This window comes from Bilophila sp. T19-St14 (assembly GCF_059728385.1).
The window spans coordinates 269823-282046 of sequence record NZ_BAAGFT010000002.1; the positions used below are offsets into that span (position 1 = coordinate 269823).

Annotated in this window: 22 protein-coding genes and 2 other RNA genes; all 24 read left to right on the forward strand. The window is 59.2% G+C overall.

Going from position 1 to position 12224, the window contains the following annotated elements; genetic code table 11:
- Window positions 1-3 precede the first annotated feature (3 nt).
- The 24 genes from AC6I1V_RS15525 to AC6I1V_RS15640 all read left to right on the forward strand — a co-directional run bounded on the left by AC6I1V_RS15525 (window position 4) and on the right by AC6I1V_RS15640 (window position 12037).
- Entirely contained in the window at window positions 4-201 is a 198-nt protein-coding gene (locus AC6I1V_RS15525; RefSeq protein WP_497737184.1) for a hypothetical protein, read from the forward strand.
- On the forward strand, window positions 194-811 hold the full coding sequence (locus tag AC6I1V_RS15530; RefSeq protein ID WP_497737185.1) for a DUF3164 family protein: 618 nt from the start codon (window positions 194-196) through the stop codon (window positions 809-811). The genes AC6I1V_RS15525 and AC6I1V_RS15530 overlap by 8 nt, the downstream gene beginning before the upstream one ends.
- 7 nt (window positions 812-818) lie before the next feature.
- Window positions 819-1064, forward strand: coding sequence for a hypothetical protein (locus tag AC6I1V_RS15535; protein ID WP_497737186.1), 246 nt, complete (start codon window positions 819-821; stop codon window positions 1062-1064).
- Entirely contained in the window at window positions 1061-1366 is a 306-nt protein-coding gene (locus AC6I1V_RS15540) for a hypothetical protein (RefSeq protein WP_308771385.1), read from the forward strand. The genes AC6I1V_RS15535 and AC6I1V_RS15540 overlap by 4 nt, the downstream gene beginning before the upstream one ends.
- Complete coding sequence (locus AC6I1V_RS15545) at window positions 1359-1553, forward strand: hypothetical protein (protein ID WP_308771384.1); 195 nt, start codon at window positions 1359-1361, stop codon at window positions 1551-1553. Before AC6I1V_RS15540 ends, AC6I1V_RS15545 begins: the two co-directional genes overlap by 8 nt.
- A gap of 189 nt (window positions 1554-1742) precedes the next feature.
- An RNA gene (locus AC6I1V_RS15550) (hammerhead ribozyme type II) lies at window positions 1743-1804 on the forward strand.
- Between the two features lie 14 nt (window positions 1805-1818).
- Window positions 1819-1971 carry a hypothetical protein gene (locus tag AC6I1V_RS15555; protein WP_497737187.1) on the forward strand — a complete coding sequence of 51 codons (153 nt, stop codon included), beginning with the start codon at window positions 1819-1821 and terminating at the stop codon, window positions 1969-1971.
- On the forward strand, window positions 1968-2309 hold the full coding sequence (locus AC6I1V_RS15560) for a hypothetical protein (protein WP_497737188.1): 342 nt from the start codon (window positions 1968-1970) through the stop codon (window positions 2307-2309). The genes AC6I1V_RS15555 and AC6I1V_RS15560 overlap by 4 nt, the downstream gene beginning before the upstream one ends.
- Window positions 2310-2358: 49 nt before the next feature.
- Window positions 2359-2622, forward strand: coding sequence for a hypothetical protein (locus AC6I1V_RS15565; RefSeq protein WP_497737189.1), 264 nt, complete (start codon window positions 2359-2361; stop codon window positions 2620-2622).
- Window positions 2620-2683, forward strand: an RNA gene (locus AC6I1V_RS15570) — hammerhead ribozyme type II. The genes AC6I1V_RS15565 and AC6I1V_RS15570 overlap by 3 nt, the downstream gene beginning before the upstream one ends.
- 17 nt (window positions 2684-2700) lie before the next feature.
- Complete coding sequence (locus AC6I1V_RS15575; RefSeq protein ID WP_308771382.1) at window positions 2701-2907, forward strand: hypothetical protein; 207 nt, start codon at window positions 2701-2703, stop codon at window positions 2905-2907.
- Complete coding sequence (locus tag AC6I1V_RS15580) at window positions 2904-3320, forward strand: hypothetical protein (protein WP_497737190.1); 417 nt, start codon at window positions 2904-2906, stop codon at window positions 3318-3320. Before AC6I1V_RS15575 ends, AC6I1V_RS15580 begins: the two co-directional genes overlap by 4 nt.
- Window positions 3321-3713 (forward strand): phage protein GemA/Gp16 family protein, encoded by a 393-nt coding sequence (locus AC6I1V_RS15585; RefSeq protein WP_497737191.1) that lies wholly within the window; start codon window positions 3321-3323, stop codon window positions 3711-3713.
- Window positions 3713-4150 (forward strand): Mor transcription activator family protein, encoded by a 438-nt coding sequence (locus AC6I1V_RS15590; RefSeq protein WP_497737192.1) that lies wholly within the window; start codon window positions 3713-3715, stop codon window positions 4148-4150. Before AC6I1V_RS15585 ends, AC6I1V_RS15590 begins: the two co-directional genes overlap by 1 nt.
- Before the next feature lie 121 nt (window positions 4151-4271).
- Window positions 4272-4634: a putative holin gene (locus tag AC6I1V_RS15595; protein WP_497737193.1), complete on the forward strand. Its 363-nt coding sequence runs from the start codon at window positions 4272-4274 to the stop codon at window positions 4632-4634.
- Between the two features lie 2 nt (window positions 4635-4636).
- Complete coding sequence (locus AC6I1V_RS15600) at window positions 4637-5353, forward strand: transglycosylase SLT domain-containing protein (RefSeq protein ID WP_497737194.1); 717 nt, start codon at window positions 4637-4639, stop codon at window positions 5351-5353.
- The gene (locus AC6I1V_RS15605) at window positions 5346-5942 is read left to right on the forward strand and encodes a hypothetical protein (RefSeq protein ID WP_497737195.1); all 597 of its coding nucleotides are present in this window, start codon (window positions 5346-5348) and stop codon (window positions 5940-5942) included. Before AC6I1V_RS15600 ends, AC6I1V_RS15605 begins: the two co-directional genes overlap by 8 nt.
- Window positions 5939-6211, forward strand: a complete 273-nt coding sequence (locus AC6I1V_RS15610; protein ID WP_497737196.1) for a hypothetical protein — start codon at window positions 5939-5941, stop codon at window positions 6209-6211. Before AC6I1V_RS15605 ends, AC6I1V_RS15610 begins: the two co-directional genes overlap by 4 nt.
- Window positions 6195-6389 carry a hypothetical protein gene (locus tag AC6I1V_RS15615; RefSeq protein WP_497737197.1) on the forward strand — a complete coding sequence of 65 codons (195 nt, stop codon included), beginning with the start codon at window positions 6195-6197 and terminating at the stop codon, window positions 6387-6389. The genes AC6I1V_RS15610 and AC6I1V_RS15615 overlap by 17 nt, the downstream gene beginning before the upstream one ends.
- Entirely contained in the window at window positions 6389-6892 is a 504-nt protein-coding gene (locus tag AC6I1V_RS15620) for a DUF1804 family protein (protein WP_497737198.1), read from the forward strand. Before AC6I1V_RS15615 ends, AC6I1V_RS15620 begins: the two co-directional genes overlap by 1 nt.
- Window positions 6892-8553, forward strand: a complete 1662-nt coding sequence (gene terL / locus AC6I1V_RS15625) for a phage terminase large subunit (RefSeq protein WP_497737199.1) — start codon at window positions 6892-6894, stop codon at window positions 8551-8553. Before AC6I1V_RS15620 ends, terL begins: the two co-directional genes overlap by 1 nt.
- Window positions 8550-10112, forward strand: coding sequence for a DUF935 domain-containing protein (locus AC6I1V_RS15630; RefSeq protein ID WP_497737200.1), 1563 nt, complete (start codon window positions 8550-8552; stop codon window positions 10110-10112). The genes terL and AC6I1V_RS15630 overlap by 4 nt, the downstream gene beginning before the upstream one ends.
- Window positions 10099-11385 (forward strand): phage minor head protein, encoded by a 1287-nt coding sequence (locus AC6I1V_RS15635; protein ID WP_497737201.1) that lies wholly within the window; start codon window positions 10099-10101, stop codon window positions 11383-11385. The genes AC6I1V_RS15630 and AC6I1V_RS15635 overlap by 14 nt, the downstream gene beginning before the upstream one ends.
- Window positions 11386-11503: 118 nt before the next feature.
- Window positions 11504-12037 (forward strand): phage virion morphogenesis protein, encoded by a 534-nt coding sequence (locus AC6I1V_RS15640; protein ID WP_497737202.1) that lies wholly within the window; start codon window positions 11504-11506, stop codon window positions 12035-12037.
- Window positions 12038-12224: the final 187 nt, after the last annotated feature.

A 12224-nucleotide genomic window follows, 5' to 3' on the forward strand; every position in this document is an offset into this window, starting at 1 on the left:
GCCATGTTTTCTGAAAAGATCGAACGTCAGATTGCCCATGCCGAGACGGTTCTCCGCACCAATCCCGCCGGAATTGCCGACATTCTCCCCATAATCCTCAAAAACCTCAGGGGCGAAGTTTCGGCTCTGAAAGATGCCGAAGACGAAGTGCTCAAGCTCTGCATCGCCAACCAGTACGCCAAGGAGGCGCTCAATGCTTAACGAAAATCAGATTCCCGAAGGTTACATGGAAAACGCGCAAGGGTGCCTCGTGCCGCGCGCAAACATCCGCCCGATCGACATTGAACGCGACGCGCTAGTCAAGGAAAAGATGGAGAAAATCAAGGCACTGCAAGCGGAAATGCGGGCCGTCAAGGCAAGCCTCCTTTCCGACGTTGACGCCTTTGTACAGCTTTCCGGCGAGCGGTACGGCGTCAAACTTGGCGGCGTCAAGGGCAACGTCCAGCTCCTTTCTTTTGACGGCAAATACAAACTGTGCCGCGATTATGGGCAGTTGCTTGCGTTCGATGAAGGTTTGCAGGCCGCCAAGGAGCTGATTGACGGGTGCCTGCGCCGCTGGTGCGCCGATTCCCGGCCTGAGCTTAGGGCCGTGGTCGAACAGGCTTTCAAGGTCGACAAGAAAGGCCGCATCAATACCGGCGCTGTGCTCAGCCTGCGGCGAATCGAGATCGACGATCCAGACTGGAAAGAGGCCATGCGGGCGATCACCGAAAGCCTGCAAGTTCTGGACAGCCGCGTCTATGTCCGGGCGTATGAGCGTGACGCTTCCGGCGCGTACCAGCCGATCAGCCTCGACTTTGCCAGCGTGTGAGGTGGTTATGGCGGCGGTATCAAAGAAGGATCTTGAGCGGCTTTCCGGGCTGTACGCCGATCGGCTGGCGCGGAATGCCCGCTACCATGTTGAGGATATGGCGGAATTGACGGCTTCTGACGTGTGGCGGGAGGCATCGGACGAGGTAAGGCGCTTCCTCAAGGCGCAGATCCGGGAAAAGGCGTTTAAACTGCTGTTGGATGCGGGTTTTCCGCCGGATGCCGTCCGGCGGATCAGGGAGGGGAGAGAATGAAGTTTGCGGACATCGCCGTCAGCGCCTTCCTGATTCTGTTCCCGCTCGCGTGGCTGGCCTCGTCCGCCTATGCGACTTGGAAAGAGTACCATCGGCATATCGAACAGATAAAGACGATCGACAACATGCGCAGGAGCGACGGCGCGACGAATGCCCTTCTGGCAAAGTGTCTGATTGCATGGGTGAATCAGAAGTCGCTCATTGCCTACCGCGACGAAGACGGCACCCTGCAAGTGAGGGCCATAGACACGGCGGGGCGGGAAGAAATCAATAAACTTTTTAAGGAGTATCAAAATGAATAAAAACAAGGTGCAAGAATGCGAGCAGACAATCAAAAACAAGCGGCTTGAAGCGACGCTTTCCGATTATCTTTTGCTCATGCTTGAAGCAAAGACTACTCACTTGACGACTACACATACTGTTCCCGGTGTGTTTAAGATGAAAGTTTCGTTTGAATTGCTTGACTTTGAAAGCACGAATCAAGGGTGAATATATGGGGATGTCTTTTGATGAAGAACTGTTGATTAAGAAGGTTGTTGAAAGACCTTGGGAAGCGACCATAGCGCAGGCCATACGGGTTATGGAGGGAGCCGAGATTGAATGACTGGGGTTTAAGTGCAGAATAGGCGACGGTAGATTCAAGGTGGAGCTTACACTGACTGAGGTTGGCGAAGAATAACGCGAAACCGCCCCACGCGGGGCGGTCACTGGATGATTTCCGGTCTGATGAGCACAAGCAAGAAAAGGAGACGCTATGACCGTTGCAGAGTTTATCGAGGAGTTACAGGAAGATTACGATCCCGACGTTCTGGTTGAAAGTATCCACATGAAAACGTCCGATGGAATAATCTACTTCTACGGAGCAACATCATTCTCCGGGGGTGACGGTAAAAAGGAGGAAGAATGATGCCCGCAGTCTACACTTACTCGCCCGCGTCGACGGAGGATGAAGCCGTAAGAAAGCTCCAGACGTTCCCCAAGGAAGTCATCATAGAAGGTTTCCTTTCCGTTTGCTTGTTCTTACGTGTGGGCTCCGTTGTTTCTGAATGTAAAGAGATACATAGAGACAGACAGCTTAATATGCTCATGAAACGCGACGAGGAACTCAGCAATCAGCGGTGTATACTCGCAAACCAACTGAAAGGAGACATAGAAAATTATTATGAATGGAGGAAAAAGATGAAGAAGCTCACCGACGAACAGAACATCATAGAAAAAAAGATAGACAGGCTTTTGACCAGATAACCATGCGAAACGGCACCGGCCTGACGAGCGCCCCAAGGAGAAAAGCACCATGCGTGGAGCGATTTCGGATGAAGTTTTGTCAATCGTGAGAGAGATGGTCAGCATGAATGCTGCAAACGTAACACTGCCGTCTAATGCGGTGGAGGCTATGATTAACCGGATAGACCGTCAAGATAAAATGCTCCGTGCATATCGAGTTCTTGTCGCTTGCCACGACAACTACCTTTCTGAGGTAGATAAAACCACGGCTGTGTCCGAACGCTTCGACAGGCTGGAAGCTGCGAGGCAAATCGTGGCCGAGTTGGAAATTTAGCGAAACGGCCCCGCATGGGGCCGTCGCCGGATGATTTCCGGCCTGACGAGCGCAAGCAAGAAAAAAGGAAGGATACATATGCCCCGTTTCATCCCCACACGTTCCGGCGCTGGCATCCCCGCCATTCAAGACACGGCAAAGAAGCGCATCGCGGCGGCTTTCTTTGTCGATAAGGACGCCCCGGACGCCGCCGACGCCATGCTTAAAATCTGCTGTGATGCCCTCAATGCCGTAGCCCCGACGGCTCCCACGCCAAAAGCCGCGCGGGGACGGTGCGGAAAATGACGCGCCCGGATAAGGTTTTCTGTGGCTCTATTGGTGTACGTTTTGGCACCAATCGGGCGAAGATCGAGCTTTCCCCGGCGGAAAACCACGGCGGCCCCGCCGGGCGCTTCCGGGTTCGGCTCGATCGGCGCTGGTACGATCTGGATGATCGGAAGCTGTTCCTCTGCCCCGGCGAAGTCGCCGCCCTTGCCGCCGAGTTCGCGGCGGGCGGCGAGATCACGCCCGTGACCGTGCCGGATCTTCCCGTAAAGACCCGCGTCAAAGTGCCGCGCGGCGTGCCCGGCGCGTCGCCCGTCTGGACGGGCTACGTAGCCAGCGCACCTATCCGCGCCGCCGACGGTCTTTGGTATGTCGCCGTCATGGTGTACGGCGGCGTTGAGCTTCACCCTGTCGATAACCTTGTGAGGTGCTGAATGGAATCGCGCAAGTCGCTTATGGCAAAGATACATATCGCACAAAAAGACCTTGGACTTGATGAAGATACTTACCGCGCCATGTTGCAAAACCTGACCGGCAAGCGCTCCTCGGCGGACTGCACGGATCGCCAGTTGGTTATGCTCGTCGCGGCCCTGCGCAAGCGCGGATGGAAAGACAGCCGCCCGAAGGGGCCGAAAGTGCGCCCTGAGTTTGAAAATCTGCTCAGTAAGATCAACGCTCTGCGCCTCGACACCAAAAAGTCATGGGCATATGTCGAATCCATCGCGGAAAAGATGTATGGCGTGCGCATTCCGTGGCTTGACGGCGAGCAGCTCGGCGGCGTGATCACGGCTCTGGTCAAGCACCAGCGGGCGCGGGAGAAGGCGTAATGTCTGACGAACGCTTGCCCCGCAACGCCCGCGACATCATTGATCGCCTTGGCCCCGCCGTGACCCTGCGCCTCATAAGGGCTCTCGGCGGGACGACGATCCCTGTGCCCATGCGGCTGACGCCCGTCGGCGAGGCCCGTTACAGGAGACTGTGCGACATGATTGGGGAGGATGCGGCAAAGGCCCTGTGCCGGGAATACGCCGGAACGAATCTTTACATCCCCACATGCAGGCAAGCCGCCGCCGATGAGCGCGACGCGGCCCTTATCAGGGATCGGGACGCAATGGCCCGTGCGGGGCTGTCCGAGCGTGAGATCGTAACGGGGCTTGCCCTTAAATACCATCTTTCAGACAGGCACGTTTGGCGCGTGCTGCACCGTGTCCCGGAAGAGAAAACCTCTCTTTTTCCGCTGCAACGGCAAGGGCGGCTGTTATGACCTTTCCCCTTCAATTCCACCCGCTGACATATGTCGGCTTTCGTAAATCTCCGGTGCTGGTAGCTTGCCAGTAACCGGGGATTCCTCTTTCTGGAATCCCGCAAACCATAAGGGGTTTCAGATGAAGTTCTTTGCAAGACTGCTCAATCCGCGCTTTCAGTTCTTCTTTTTCGCCGTGCTGGCGCTTTTTGTGACCGGCCTTGTGGCTTTCTGCTCGCCGGAACAGTTCCCGATCGTCCGCTATAAACTTTCGCTCGGTATGCTTGCCGCCGTGATCGCCGTTTTTTTCGACATGGCGGCATTCCCCTATGCTTCCCCCGACTCCTACCTTGACGACGATTGGAGGAAAGTCCCCGAAGCGGAGCGGCAACACGCCGCCGACTTTCCCGTTGCACCGGGGTGCCGTCTGCTCTTTGCCGTGGCCTGCCTGCGCCGTATCGCCGTGGTGGCCGTCTTTGTGCTTGCCGTCTCTCTGGGGCTTTAGCCATGCGCGCCGCCTTGAAAAAATGGGGCATGGCCTTTCTTGAATGGCTGTTTACCGGCATAGCTTTCGGGCTTGGCGTGCTACTCGTCGCGGCCCTGTTCTTGGGCATCTGCGCGACGTTCGCGGGCGCGGCACAAGCCGAAACCGTCACCATCCCCCGCGCCGCCTATCAGCACCGGGACACGTTGATCCGTGCCTCCCGCATCGTGTGGGGACTGGACGCGCCAGTGTCCGTTTTCGCTGCGCAAATCCACACCGAGAGTTGGTGGAAAAACAGCACGGTGTCGAGCGCCGGGGCTCAAGGTTTGGCGCAGTTCATGCCGTCAACCGCGAAATGGCTCCCCACAGTTGCGCCGGAAGTGGGCGCGCCCGCGCCGTTCAATCCCGGCTGGTCGCTCCGGGCGTGCGTGACATACGACAAATACCTGTGGGATCGCCTTGCGGCCAAAAACGCGCAAAAAAAGGCGCTGACGCCCTGTAACCGCATGGCCTTTGCATTGTCCGCATACAACGGCGGCATGGGTTGGACAAACCGGGATCGGAACCTTGCCGCCAAGCGCGGCCTTGATCCCGATCGCTACTTTGGGAGCGTCGAGACGGTCAACGCGGGCCGCCGGGCGTCGGCGAAGCGCGAAAACCAGCGGTATGTTTCCTTTATCTTCGAGCGTCAGGCCGCTTACGTAAAAGCCGGTTGGGGGCCGGGGGTGCGCTGTGAGTAACCGTACCGCCGCGCTCATCGGCGCGGCCTTCATTCTCGCGGCGGGCGGCTGGATCGCCCATTTGTACGGCAAGCTCGAATTGCAGGAGGCCCGTTATGAGACGCGGATCGCTGTTTTGGCCGAGGAAGTATCGCAAAAAGATAAGGCCCGCGCCGAGGCGGTTGCCGCAGCCGAGCGGGCCGCCCGCGAAAGGCTGGAAAAGGAAACGGCCCGCGTGGCCGCATTATCAGCCGAACTTTCAGACGCCCGCAAAAAGCTGGCAAAAGAGCGTCAAACTTTTGATGCGCGTCTGCAAAAGGTGGCTTCTGCCGCTCGCCGCGATTGCGCTGGCCTGTCTGCTGGTTGGGTGCGCCTCTACAACGAAGCCCTTGGACTTGCCGCCGGTGCCAGTGGTGGCCCCGGAAGTGAAAGCGCCGATCCCGCCGGAACTGCTCAAAATGCCGGACAGGCCGGAACCGCTCGCGCCGGGGTACGCGGCGACGCACTAGCGACGCCGGAAGATGTGCTTGCCCACGTCCGGGACTACGGCGGGTATTGCCGGGGGCTTGAAAACCAGCTTGCCACGCTGGCAAGGGCGGTGTCGCCATGACGATGGATGCTGAAACAGCCATCTTGGGATTGCTCGGCCTTGTGTGCGGCCTGCTGGCCTATTGGGCTACCCGGCTTGAGGGCCGGGTTGACGAGCTGAAAGAAAACCAGTGCAGAATCGTTGAAGAAATGCACAAGAACTATGTGCCGCGTGAGGATTGCCGGGAACGGAACGGGCAGATCCTTGCGGGGCTGGAAAAGGTCGACGATAAGCTGGATCGTGTCGCCGATTCGGTACGCTCAGGGGGAAGTCATGGAAAACAAGCGTGATAACGAGGTAATGCAGGCATTGGCCCGCATTGAAAAGAAGATAGATGCCCTCGCGGCAACGGTTGAAAACGGGCAGGAACATGCCGCCGTGAACAGCGTCGTTTCCGGCGGGCTTTCCGGGGCCGTCGTCGCCGTGGCCCTTGTCTATGCACAGCTTGTCCTTGGGGTGCGCGCGTAATGGCCCACCCGAAAAGCAAGCGCATGGCCCTGCGCTCGGCCTACTGCTATAAGGCGCTGTCTCTTGAAGAGGCCGCCTCGTTGGTTGGCATCTCCATTGGCACGGCACGGCGCTGGAAGGCCGACGCGCAACGGGCCGAAGACGACGATTGGGATAAGGTCAAGGCGGCGTCAAGTCTGGCGGGCGAGGGCATGGAAGCCGTGGCCCGCCAGATGCTGAACGACTACGTGTTACAGCATCGCACATTGATGGAGCGGATTGGCAAGGATGAAGACATGCAGCCCGCCGAAAAAGTAGAGGCGTTGTCTTCCCTTGCCGACTCTTTCGCAAAAACCATTGCCGCCAGCAAGCGCATCCTGCCCGAAACGGACGAGCTCGCTACCGCTTTAGGCATTATCCGCAAGCTGGTCGACTTTACGAGCCAGCGTTTTCCGCAGCACGCCCCGGCGTTGCTTGAAGTGCTGGAGCCGTTTGGGGCGCTTATCGCCAAGGAGCTTGGCTGATGAAAAAGCTCTCGGCAAAACATTTTCAGTACGCGATCGCCGACATTGCCGCCACATTGCAGCAGCAGATCGAGGCGGATTGCGAGGGCTTCCCGTCCGATCCCAAGGCTTCCGCAGAGCGCCGGGAACGGGCGCTTGCTGACTTTACCTTTTTCCGGCGCACGTACTTTCCGCATTACTGTACGATCGCGGGGGATTCGGCTCTGCATACATGGCTTGACGCCGCATTGCCGCGCATGGCCGAAGCCCGCGAAGGCCAGCATATCGCCCTTGCCGCCCCGCGCGGCGAGGCGAAAAGCACGTTCATTTCCCTGTTTTTCGTGCTGTGGTGCGTGCTGACGGGGCGCAAGAGGTACATTCTGATCATTGCCGACGCGCTGGAGCAGGCCGCTATTTTGCTTGAAGCGGTCAAGGCGGAACTGGACGGCAACCCGCGCCTTGCTATGGACTTCCCCGCAGAAGCCGGGCGGGGGCGTGTCTGGAACGTCGGCACCATTTTGACCGCGCAAAACGTCAAGCTCCAAGCCCTCGGCGCGGGCAAGCGTATGCGCGGCCTGCGTCATGGCCCGCACCGGCCCGATCTGGTCATCCTTGACGATTTGGAAAACGACGAGAACGTGGCGAAGCCGGAACAGCGCGACAAGCTACAAGACTGGCTGCAAAAGACCGTGCTCAACCTTGGAGCCGCCGACGGAAGCATGGATGTGGTCTATGTGGGCACGATCCTGCATTACGATTCCGTGCTGGCTCGGACGCTGGACAAGCCAACATGGCAGGCAAAGCGGTTCCGCTCCATCGTCCAGTGGCCGGAACGGCTGGATCTCTGGGATAAGTGGGAGGCCATTTTGCACGCCGACGGCCCCGTTGTTGCCCGTGCCTTCTATGAGATTCACCGGGAAGACATGGAGCGCGGCGCGGTCGTGTCATGGCCTGCGGGCCGCCCGTTGTATCAGCTCATGAGCAAGCGCGCGGACAGTCACGCCGCCTTTGACTCCGAACAGCAGAACGATCCGCTGTCCGGGGACGACGCGCCGTTTGCCTCCTGCATCACGTTCTGGGTTGACCGCTCCCGTGACTGGCTTCTTTTCGGGGCCGTTGACCCGTCCCTCGGCAAACTCGGCGCGGGCCGTGACCCGTCCGCGATCCTTGTGGGCGGGTTGTTGCGCGACACCATGACGCTCGACGTGGTGGAGGCCAGTATCAGGAAGCGTCACCCGGATCGTATCATCGAAGACGTGATCGCACTGCACAGTGCATACCATTGCCTTGTTTGGGGCGTTGAAGCCGTCCAGTTCCAAGCGTTTTTTGCGGACGTTTTGGCGCAGCGGGCCGCCGCCCGTGGCCTCGCGTTTCCCGTGCGCCCGATCATCAATTCAACGGATAAGCAGCTCAGGATCGAGACGTTGCAGCCCTACTTTACGCAAGGGCGCATCCGGCTGCACACCTCACAGCAGACGCTTATCGATCAGCTACGGCACTTCCCGAAAGCCGACCACGACGACGGGCCGGACGCGCTCGAAATGCTCTGGCGCTTGGCCGTGGGCGGTTTTGTGTCCCTACGGGACGCATTCGAGCGCGTGCCGCGTCAAAGCCCGTGGGGTGTGCGCCCCAGTGAAGAGGACGATTTTGACAGCTTCGATACCTACGGGGGATGGACATGATTTTCAGAAGACCGGCAAAACCGCGCCCACGCCGCCGTGAGGCTCTTTCCGCGCAGCAGACGGAGACGGGCGGCGGCTTGACGCCCATGCTCTACCTTGAACGGTGGGGCAACATGACCAACAAGCTCACCCCCTCGCGCCTTGCTTCCATTTTGCAGGCGGCGGACGACGGCGACATTACCGAGCAGCACGTCCTTTTTGCGGATATGGAAGACCGTTGCGAGCACCTTGCCGCCGAGATCGGCAAGCGCAAGCGGGCCTTGCTGACGCTTGATTGGGAGATTTTGCCGGGCCGCGCCAAAGATAAACGGGCCGAAGACGTAGCCGCCGCCGTGCGTGAGCAGTTTGATATGTTGCCTACTACGTCCGATCTTCTGCTCGATCTGGCGGACGGCATAGGCCACGGCTTCGCCGCCCTTGAGATAGAGTGGACGCAAACCGGCGGCCTGCATATCCCGGCGGCCTTCCATCACCGCCCGCAAAGCTGGTTTCAAGTCATGCGGGAAAACCGCAACGTGTTGCGGCTACGGGACGGAACTTACGAGGGGGCCGAACTGTGGCCCTTTGGTTGGGTCATTCACACGCACCGCTCGAAATCCGGGTGGCTTCCGCGCGTGGGTCTTTTCCGCACGGTGGCGTGGGCGTACCTGATCCGCGCCTACGCACTGGAAAGCGCGATTTTATATACACAGGTTCACGGCCTCCCGTTCCGGCTCGGCAAGTACCCGCCGGGCAGTTCCGCCGAAGATAAAGCCGCGTTGAGAACCGCCCTTGCGAACTTGGGCCGGGACGCTTCCGGCATTATTCCGCAGGGCATGGAGATTCTTTTCGAGTCGCCCGCCAACGCCACACAGGACATACCGGGCATTCTTGTTACCCGGTGTGAACAGGGCATGAGCAAGGCTATCCTTGGCGGGACGCTCACGACGCAGGCGGACGGCAAAACGTCCACCAACGCCTTGGGTGAAGTTCATAACGAAGTGCGGCATGACATCCTCATGTCAGACGCCGCGCAGATTGCCGCGACGATCACCAGACAGATCCTCGCGCCGTTGGCCTATCTGAACTGCGGCGTCAGCGATCCGGCGTTGCTCCCGTGGTTCCGGTTCGACACAAGGCAGGCCGAAGACATCAAGTCTTTTGCCGACGCGCTTCCCAAGCTGGCGTCAGTGATGGACATCCCGGCGGCGTGGGCGCATGAGAAGCTGAAAATCCCGCAGGCCGAAGACGGCGAGAAAGTCCTTGCCGCCAAGCCGCAGGCCGTGGCTGAACCCGCCGCACTGACCGCCAGCGCCAAGGCAAAGGACGGCCCGGCGTCAAGCGGGTATGCGGATCAGGACGCGATCGACGCCATACAGCCCGAAGATGCCCTTGCCGACGCCGCCGAAGCCTTGCTTGCGCCGCTTATCGCCGAGATCGAAAATGGGCTGACGCCGGAAGAACTGCAAGAGCGCCTTGGCGATCTCTATCCGCAGCTTGACGAAACGCGGCTTGCCGAACTGCTCGCGCGGGCGTTTTTCATCGCCGATCTGTGGGGGCGCGCCCATGCCGAAACCTGATCTGTCTTACGCGCTTGGCCTCACGCCGGTGGAGGCCGTGCAATATTTCCGGTCAAAAGGCATTGCCGTTACCGAAAACTGGCATGATCTCTGGCAGGAAGCGCACGCCCGCGCCTTCACCGTTGCGGGCGTCGCCAAGCTGGATCTTCTCCAAGACATCCGGGGCGCGGTTGATACGGCGATCAAGGAAGGCAGGACGGAACGGTGGTTTCTGAATGAGCTTGCACCGATCCTCAAGAAAAAAGGCTGGTGGGGAAAGAAAGAGGTGACGAACCCGGATACCGGGGAAGTCCGGCATGTGCGGCAAGGCAGCCCGTCACGTCTGAAACTGATCTACCGCCAAAACACGCAAAGCGCGTACATGGCGGGCCGCTACAAACAGCAGCTTGAGAATGCGGACTCCGCACCGTATCTGTGTTATATCGCCGTGCTTGATCAAAAGACCCGGCCCGCCCATGCCGCCCTGCATAACATGGTTTTCCGGTATGACGATCCTTTCTGGGGTGCCATGTACCCGCCCAACGGCTGGAATTGCCGTTGCCGCGTCGCCGCCTATTCAGAATCCCGTTTGAAGCGCCGGGGGCTGAAAGTTTCAGACAGCGCCGGGCATATGGTCACGCGGGTGGTCGAAACCGTCAACCGGCAAACCGGGGAAGTCATCCGGCGCACCGTCACCGGCTACCGGCACGGCGGCAAGGGGAGCCTTGAATCCTTCACCGACGCGGGATTTTCCTACAATCCCGGCAAGGTGTGGCTTGAAGACGCACTTGCGAACGTGCCGGAACCGGCGCAGGCCACTACATGGAAGGATATGGGCTTGCGCCCCCTGCGCGACGTTCCCGCCGAGGAGCGTTTGCCCGCGCCGGAATTGCTTCCCGTGGCGGAATCGCAGGAAGAGGCGGAAAAAAGGCTTGCCGAGGCGTTGGGCTTTACGGACGAGCGCCAGCGCATCGTCAAGACGCCGATGGGGAGCCGCGTTATCCGGCGCGAATTGCTTGCGCATATGGTTGAAAAAAGGGCGGACGCACGGGAACGGTTTGCAAACTATGTTTTGCCGACACTCGAACGGCCTTTTGAGGTATGGCTCAAACAGCATGAGGATGGAAAGCTGAGAGAAAGCTATATCGGATTATTTCATGAAGCGAAATATTCCCTGCTTGTGGTGGTTCGCATCAATCGGGACGGTTCTCTTGTCTGGAATATGATGAATAGAGAACCTAAAAAAATGGACAGCCTCCGTGAAGGGATGCTTGTCCACCAAAAGAAAAGCTGATTCGGGGTTGATGTCCCGCTCGACAATATTCCGGTATCGGCGGAAATTTTCAGCCGTGCATTGCCCCGGCAGGCCCACGGTTTCGCACCCGAATCAGCTTGTTGCAGTAAGGATAACCATGATCCGCATAGATGTAAACCTCGATATGTCCGATCTTGAGGCCGCCATGATCCGCCTGCGGGAGGCCGCGCAGGACACTACGCCGATCATGCGCCGGTGCGCTGACGTACTGGCGGGGGCCGCCGAAGGCGCTTTTGCCGATGAAGCCGATCCGGTGACGGGTGCGAAGTGGCAGCCGCTTGCGGCTTCAACGGCGGCGGCGCGGGCCGCCGCCGGGCATTCCGGCAAGATATTGCAGCTTACCGGAAGCCTCGCCTCTTTGCTTGAGCGCGACTTTGGGCGCAATTATGCGGTCGTCGGCACAGCCAAAAACTACGCGGCGGCTCACCAGTTCGGGGCCGTGACAAAGCCGCATGTGATCCGGGCGCGCAACGGCAAGGCGCTCAAAATCCCCGGCGTGGGTTTTCGCCGCTCCGTCAACCACCCCGGATCGACCATCCCGGCGCGCCCCTTCCTCGGCATCGGCCCGGACGATGAAAAAGAACTGCTCGGCATCTTCCGGGACGAACTGCACAAGGCGCTTTACGGCTGATTCGCAAATTTTCGTTTTAAGGGCCGTTTTTCTCCCCGGATGAAGAACGGCCCGCGTTTTTCCTTCACGCATTTTTTAACGGGGGTCTAACGGCCTTTATTCGCGTGCCGCTTCTTTTTCTCCTCCCCCGTTTCCCGTCCGTACCCGCTCCCCCGCCTTTTCACCCGCTGACATGCGTCAACTGGCG

Excerpts from the sequence above, each read along its gene's own strand:
- AC6I1V_RS15615 (WP_497737197.1), top strand. The coding sequence starts at position 6,195 with ATGGAAAACAAGCGTGATAACGAGGTAATGCAGGCATTGGCCCGCATT.
- AC6I1V_RS15555 (WP_497737187.1), top strand. The coding sequence starts at position 1,819 with ATGACCGTTGCAGAGTTTATCGAGGAGTTACAGGAAGATTACGATCCC.
- AC6I1V_RS15635 (WP_497737201.1), top strand. The coding sequence starts at position 10,099 with ATGCCGAAACCTGATCTGTCTTACGCGCTTGGCCTCACGCCGGTGGAG.
- AC6I1V_RS15545 (WP_308771384.1), top strand. The coding sequence starts at position 1,359 with ATGAATAAAAACAAGGTGCAAGAATGCGAGCAGACAATCAAAAACAAG.
- AC6I1V_RS15535 (WP_497737186.1), top strand. The coding sequence starts at position 819 with ATGGCGGCGGTATCAAAGAAGGATCTTGAGCGGCTTTCCGGGCTGTAC.
- AC6I1V_RS15580 (WP_497737190.1), top strand. The coding sequence starts at position 2,904 with ATGACGCGCCCGGATAAGGTTTTCTGTGGCTCTATTGGTGTACGTTTT.
- AC6I1V_RS15560 (WP_497737188.1), top strand. The coding sequence starts at position 1,968 with ATGATGCCCGCAGTCTACACTTACTCGCCCGCGTCGACGGAGGATGAA.
- AC6I1V_RS15600 (WP_497737194.1), top strand. The coding sequence starts at position 4,637 with ATGCGCGCCGCCTTGAAAAAATGGGGCATGGCCTTTCTTGAATGGCTG.
- AC6I1V_RS15575 (WP_308771382.1), top strand. The coding sequence starts at position 2,701 with ATGCCCCGTTTCATCCCCACACGTTCCGGCGCTGGCATCCCCGCCATT.
- AC6I1V_RS15620 (WP_497737198.1), top strand. The coding sequence starts at position 6,389 with ATGGCCCACCCGAAAAGCAAGCGCATGGCCCTGCGCTCGGCCTACTGC.
- AC6I1V_RS15525 (WP_497737184.1), top strand. The coding sequence starts at position 4 with ATGTTTTCTGAAAAGATCGAACGTCAGATTGCCCATGCCGAGACGGTT.
- terL (WP_497737199.1), top strand. The coding sequence starts at position 6,892 with ATGAAAAAGCTCTCGGCAAAACATTTTCAGTACGCGATCGCCGACATT.
- AC6I1V_RS15640 (WP_497737202.1), top strand. The coding sequence starts at position 11,504 with ATGATCCGCATAGATGTAAACCTCGATATGTCCGATCTTGAGGCCGCC.
- AC6I1V_RS15540 (WP_308771385.1), top strand. The coding sequence starts at position 1,061 with ATGAAGTTTGCGGACATCGCCGTCAGCGCCTTCCTGATTCTGTTCCCG.
- AC6I1V_RS15565 (WP_497737189.1), top strand. The coding sequence starts at position 2,359 with ATGCGTGGAGCGATTTCGGATGAAGTTTTGTCAATCGTGAGAGAGATG.
- AC6I1V_RS15530 (WP_497737185.1), top strand. The coding sequence starts at position 194 with ATGCTTAACGAAAATCAGATTCCCGAAGGTTACATGGAAAACGCGCAA.
- AC6I1V_RS15595 (WP_497737193.1), top strand. The coding sequence starts at position 4,272 with ATGAAGTTCTTTGCAAGACTGCTCAATCCGCGCTTTCAGTTCTTCTTT.
- AC6I1V_RS15585 (WP_497737191.1), top strand. The coding sequence starts at position 3,321 with ATGGAATCGCGCAAGTCGCTTATGGCAAAGATACATATCGCACAAAAA.
- AC6I1V_RS15610 (WP_497737196.1), top strand. The coding sequence starts at position 5,939 with ATGACGATGGATGCTGAAACAGCCATCTTGGGATTGCTCGGCCTTGTG.
- AC6I1V_RS15630 (WP_497737200.1), top strand. The coding sequence starts at position 8,550 with ATGATTTTCAGAAGACCGGCAAAACCGCGCCCACGCCGCCGTGAGGCT.
- AC6I1V_RS15590 (WP_497737192.1), top strand. The coding sequence starts at position 3,713 with ATGTCTGACGAACGCTTGCCCCGCAACGCCCGCGACATCATTGATCGC.